The 5,328-nt window shown below is 72.2% G+C and carries 6 protein-coding genes and 1 pseudogene; 3 read left to right on the forward strand and 4 right to left on the reverse strand.

Going from position 1 to position 5,328, the window contains the following annotated elements:
• A pseudogene (locus AAHZ94_RS27885) lies at positions 1 to 250 on the forward strand (hypothetical protein); the annotation flags it as partial.
• A gap of 66 nt (positions 251 to 316) precedes the next feature.
• Positions 317 to 1,306, forward strand: a complete 990-nt coding sequence (moaA, locus tag AAHZ94_RS27890; RefSeq protein ID WP_349996268.1) for a GTP 3',8-cyclase MoaA — start codon at positions 317 to 319, stop codon at positions 1,304 to 1,306.
• Here moaA and AAHZ94_RS27895 read toward each other — a convergent pair.
• A complete protein-coding gene (locus AAHZ94_RS27895) occupies positions 1,289 to 1,513 on the reverse strand; it encodes a hypothetical protein (protein ID WP_349996270.1) in 225 nt (74 codons plus the stop codon). The two genes, moaA and AAHZ94_RS27895, sit on opposite strands and share 18 nt — an antisense overlap.
• Positions 1,514 to 1,724: 211 nt before the next feature.
• Positions 1,725 to 2,099 (reverse strand): DUF3099 domain-containing protein, encoded by a 375-nt coding sequence (locus AAHZ94_RS27900; protein WP_349996272.1) that lies wholly within the window; start codon positions 2,097 to 2,099, stop codon positions 1,725 to 1,727.
• Between the two features lie 215 nt (positions 2,100 to 2,314).
• Between AAHZ94_RS27900 and AAHZ94_RS27905 the strand changes: the two genes are divergently transcribed.
• Positions 2,315 to 2,584, forward strand: coding sequence for a GlsB/YeaQ/YmgE family stress response membrane protein (locus AAHZ94_RS27905; protein WP_349996273.1), 270 nt, complete (start codon positions 2,315 to 2,317; stop codon positions 2,582 to 2,584).
• 166 nt (positions 2,585 to 2,750) lie between these two features.
• Here AAHZ94_RS27905 and tyrS read toward each other — a convergent pair whose 3' ends face one another.
• Together tyrS and AAHZ94_RS27915 are read right to left on the reverse strand one after the other, a co-directional pair.
• Complete coding sequence (gene tyrS / locus AAHZ94_RS27910; RefSeq protein WP_349996275.1) at positions 2,751 to 4,019, reverse strand: tyrosine--tRNA ligase; 1,269 nt, start codon at positions 4,017 to 4,019, stop codon at positions 2,751 to 2,753.
• A gap of 78 nt (positions 4,020 to 4,097) precedes the next feature.
• A partial coding sequence (locus AAHZ94_RS27915; protein WP_349996277.1) for a metallopeptidase TldD-related protein occupies positions 4,098 to 5,328 on the reverse strand: 1,231 nt, incomplete at its 5' end.

The raw sequence follows: 5,328 nt of genomic DNA on the forward strand, positions 1-5,328 counted from the left end.
CCGCGACACCCCCCCCCCCGCCGCCCGGCCCCGCGGCCCCCCCCGCGGCGCGGCGGGCGCGGGGCGCCGCCCCCCCCCGCCCCCCCCCCCCCCCCCCCCCGCCGTCCTTCAGCGGCCGGACGCCGAACCCCGCCCCACCCCCCGTACCTCCCCAAGGGAAGACAAGCTGCGGCAGTGGGATGGCATAGCGCTGGCCATCTTTCCGTGGGGAATCCGAAGGATCGCGTACGCTGCGGGACACTTGGCGTAGGGATCTCCGGTCACAGGAGACCCACTGGCAACGCCAGGATGCGCATTACGTGAGAAGGGTCGCCACATGCTGCTCGATACCTATGGTCGGACCGCCACCGACCTTCGGGTGTCCCTCACCGACCGCTGCAATCTCCGCTGCACCTACTGCATGCCGGAGGAGGGGCTGAGCTGGCTGGCCAAGCCCGACCTCCTCACCGACGACGAGATCGTCCGACTGGTCTCCATAGCCGTGACCGACCTCGGCGTCACCGAAGTCCGCTTCACCGGCGGTGAACCGTTGCTCCGCCCCGGCCTGGTCTCCATCGTCGAACGCTGCGCCGCCCTCACCCCGCGCCCCCAGCTCTCCCTCACCACCAACGGGATCGGCCTCGGCCGGTGCGCCAGCGCGCTGCGCGACGCCGGCCTGGACCGGGTCAACGTCTCGCTGGACACGCTGCGCCCCGACGTCTTCCAGGCCATGGCCCGGCGCAAGCGTCACCAGGACGTGCTCGACGGGCTCGCCGCGGCCCAGGCCGCCGGGCTCGCACCGGTCAAGGTCAACGCCGTCCTGATGCCGGGCCAGAACGACGACGAGGCCCCCGACCTGCTGGCCTGGGCCATCGAGCACCACTACGAACTGCGCTTCATCGAGCAGATGCCGCTCGATGCGCAACACGGCTGGCGCCGCGACGGCATGATCACCGCCGGCGACATCCTGGCCAGCCTGCGCACCCGCTTCGACCTCACCCCGGAGGACGCGGACGACCGCGGCTCCGCGCCGGCCGAGCGCTGGCTGGTGGACGGCGGCCCGGCCCGGGTGGGCGTCATCGCCTCGGTCACCCGGCCCTTCTGCCGGGCCTGCGACCGCACCCGGATCACCGCCGACGGCCAGGTGCGCACCTGTCTGTTCGCCCGCGAGGAGACCGACCTGCGCGCCGCACTGCGCTCCGGGGCCAGCGACGCCGAGGTCGCCGAGCGGTGGCGGCTCGCCACCTGGGGCAAGAAGGCGGGCTCGGGCCTGGACGACCCGACGTTCCTCCAGCCGCAGCGGCCGATGTCAGCGATCGGAGGCTGACCACTCGTCGAGCGGTACGACGTCCTTCAGGAAGCCGCGGATGCCGAGGAAGTTGGCGAGGTACTCGCGGTGCTCGGGACAGGCCAGCCAGGTCTTGCGGCGCTCGGGGGTGTGCAGCTTCGGGTTGTTCCAGGCGAGCACCCAGATCGCGGCCTCGCGGCAACCTTTGGCTGAGCAGATGGCGTCTGTGGAGTCGGACGAGTTCACGACCCCGACCCTACGTGACGGCCGATGCCGCTCGACACGGGTCCAGACATGGCGACGCCGGGCAGCCACGGGGGGAGCCGCCCGGCGTCGGTCCGTCGCTCCGACGGGGGATGCGGAGCGCCTACGAAGTATGTCACGGGGGACCCGCCGCGGTGCAGCGGAACCGCACGATTGATCTGAGGTTTTCTTGAGGTAACCCCGCCGTCGCAGGTCAGCCCCGGTGCTCCCGCGTCTCGCCGGTTGCGGATGCGGTCCGCCCCTGTCCGGATTCCGGTTCGGCCGGCCGAGGAGCGTCCATCAGCGCCGGCCGGGAGGGCGCGGGAACGAAGGTCGACGGCAGTTGCGGGACGTTCTCCCGCCCCGCATTGGCGATCACCACCGAGAAGTACGGCATCAGGATGCCCAACCCGAGCGCGACGAAGGCGACATGGCGCTCGACGTTCCACAGCACCGCGGCCAGCACGACGGACAGGGTGCGCACCGACATGGAGATCACATAGCGCCGCTGTCTGGCCCGTACGTCATCCGCCAGCCCCTGCCTGGCCCCGGTGATCCGGAAGACTTCCGATCCGCTGCGCTTCCGCATCTCGCTCCATCACCCACCTGACGGGTCGACGTACCGACTCCGAACACGCTCAACGGTACGCCCGAGCCGATGCCGGTACGAGACCGGGGCACGCCCTGGCCGGCCCATCCCGCCCCGCCATCCGGTGGAGGCCGCCCTCCGACATGCGGCGTAGGCCGTGCGGCCGGAGACTGAAGGGCGGGATGCGCACACCCGCGCCGCACTGAGGAGGCGACATGAGCTGGTTGTGGGCCATCATCGTGGGCCTGGTGCTCGGCCTGCTGGCCAAGGCCATTCTCCCCGGCAAGCAGAACATCCCGATCTGGTTGACGATCATCTTCGGCATCATCGGGAGCATCATCGGCAACAGCGTCGCGGCCGGGATCGGGGTCGACGACACCAAGGGCATCGACTGGATCCGCCACCTGCTCCAACTGGGTGGTGCGGTGCTCGTCGTCGGAGTGGGCGATTCGCTCTGGGCCTCGGTCAAGGGCAAACGCCACTGAGATCGGCGAAGCCGCAGGTCACCGGCCCGGTCGTGAGAGTCACGGCCGGGCCGGTGCATGCGGCGGGGCGTCGGGGCCGGTCACGTACCGCGGTGGCCTGCCCGGCGCGACGGCACGCGCCGCACCCCGATCGCCCCGCCCCGTCGCACCCGCCACGCCCACCGCGTCAGTCGGTCGCGACCTCGACCGCGGCCAGGTTCTTCTTGCCGCGCCGCAGCACCAGCCAGCGCCCGTGCAGCAGATCCGCCTCGGTCGGCTCCGCGTCCTCGGAGGTGATCTTGACGTTGTTCACGTACGCACCGCCCTCCTTGACCGTCCGCCGGGCGGCCGACTTGCTCGCGACCAGGCCCACCGCGGTGAACAGGTCCACCACCGGGGCCAGCGCCGTCAGTCGCGCGTGCGGCAGCTCCCGCAGCGCGGCGCTGAGCGTCGCCGGGTCGAGCTCGGTCAGATCGCCCTGGCCGAACAGCGCCCGGGAGGCGGCGATCACCGCGGCGCACTGGTCGGCGCCGTGCACCAGCGTCGTCAGCTCCTCGGCCAGCGCGCGCTGCGCCGCCCGCGCCTGGGGCCGCTCCTCGGTCAGCCGCTCCAGCTCCTCCAACTCTTCCCGCCCCTTGAAGGACAGGATGCGGGCGTACCGGTTGACGTCCCGGTCGTCCACGTTGAGCCAGAACTGGTAGAAGGCGTACGGGGTGGTCATCTCGGCGTCCAGCCAGACCGCGCCGCTCTCGGTCTTGCCGAACTTGGTGCCGTCCGCCTTGGTCATCAGCGGCGTGGCCAGTGCGTGCACCGCCGCCTCCGGCTCCAGGCGGTGGATCAGGTCGATCCCGGCCGTGAGGTTGCCCCACTGGTCGCTGCCGCCCTGCTGGAGCGTGCAGCCGTGCCGGCGGTACAGCTCAAGGAAGTCCATGCCCTGGAGCAGTTGGTAGCTGAACTCGGTGTAGCTGATGCCCTGCTCGGATTCGAGGCGGCGGGCCACCGAGTCCTTGGTGAGCATCTTGTTGACCCGGAAGTGCTTGCCGATGTCCCGCAGGAACTCGATCGCGGACAGGCCGCCGGTCCAGTCCAGGTTGTTCACCAGCACGGCCGCGTTCTCGCCCGTGAAGGTCAGGAACGGCTCGATCTGGGCCCGCAGCCGCGTCACCCAGGCGGCGACCGTCGCCGGGTCGTTCAGCGTCCGCTCGGCGGTCGGCCGCGGGTCACCGATCTGCCCGGTCGCCCCGCCCACCAGCGCCAGCGGCCGGTGCCCCGCCTGCTGCAACCGGCGCATCGTGAGCACCTGCACCAGATGGCCTACGTGCAGCGACGCCGCGGTCGGGTCGAAGCCGCAATAGAACGTGACGGGACCGTCCGCGAGGGCCTTGCGCAAAGCGTCCTCGTCCGTGGACTGGGCGAAGAGCCCACGCCACTTCAGGTCATCGACGATGTCCGTCACGGTTCTCGCATCTCCTTGGTGAACGTCAGGGAAGGCGCCGAGCCGGCCGCGGTGGGCCGGCTCGCCGTGCCCACGAGGTTATACGCCCTGGCTGACCGAGCTCATGTTGAAATCGGGGACCCGCAGCGCGGGCATCGCGGCCCGGGTGAACCAGTCGCCCCACTCGCGCGGCAGCGTGGGCTCGGTGCGCCCCACCTCGCTGGCGCGCGAGAGCAGGTCCACCGGCGACTCGTTGAACCGGAAGTTGTTCACCTCGCCGGTCACCTCGCCGCCCTCCACCAGGTAGACCCCGTCCCGGGTCAGACCGGTCAGCAGCAGCGTCGCCGGGTCCACCTCGCGGATGTACCACAGACAGGTCAGCAGCAGCGCCGGCCCGTCGTGCCCGAGGTCGGCCACCAGCTCGGTGAGCGACCTGGAGCCGCCCCCGTCCAAGATCAGGTTGTCCACCGCCGGCGCCACCGGCAGCCCCGTCAGCCGGGCGCCGTGCCGACTGGTCACCAGCCGCTCCAGCACCCCGTCCTTGATCCACTCCGTGGCGCCGAGCGGCAGTCCGTTGTCGAACACCGACGCATCGCCCCCGGAGCTGTGCGCGAGGACGAACGGCGCGCACTCAAGGCCCGCCTCCGTCGGGTCGCTGCGCAGCGTGAGCGGCAGCGCCGAGAGCCGGTCCCCGACCCGGGTGCCGCCCCCCGGCTTGCTGAAGACCGTACGGCCCTCGCTCGCGTCCCGGCCCGACGAGGACCAGAGCTGGTAGATCAGCAGGTCGGCCACGGCCGTCGGCGGCAGCACCGTCTCGTACCGGCCGGCCGCCAACTCCGTACGACGCTTCGCCCAGCCCAGCCGCTGGGCCAGCTCGGCGTCCAGGGCCAGCGGGTCCACGTCGGTGAAGTCCCTGGTGGCGCGGCCGACCCAGGCCGAGCGCGGGGCCGCGGCGGAGCCCGTGCCCGGCGCCTTCCCGTTCAGCTCCAGGGTGCCGGTGGGCTGGTCGTGCCGCAGCCGCAGCCCGGTCGAGCTGCCGAGGTAGCTGGAGACCAGCGTGTGCGAGGCGAAGCCGTACAGCTCGCGGTCGGCCGCGCGGGCCCGGCCGAACGCCTCGCCCAGCGCCGGCGCGAAGTCGGCGAACACCGCGGACGAGGTCTCGGCCGGCGCCGCGGTGAAGTCCGCCGCCGGCGCACCGCCCCGGCCCCGCCCGACGACGGGGGGTGGCTCGCGGCGGGGGACACCACGCGGGGCGCCGCGGCCCGCGGCGGCAAACCGTGGCTGCCGGCGCTGGGGAACAGCGACGCCCACCGCGACGGCCAGACGGTGG

The organism is Streptomyces sp. HSW2009 (genome assembly GCF_040240285.1).
Classification (GTDB): Bacteria; Actinomycetota; Actinomycetes; order Streptomycetales; family Streptomycetaceae; genus Streptomyces.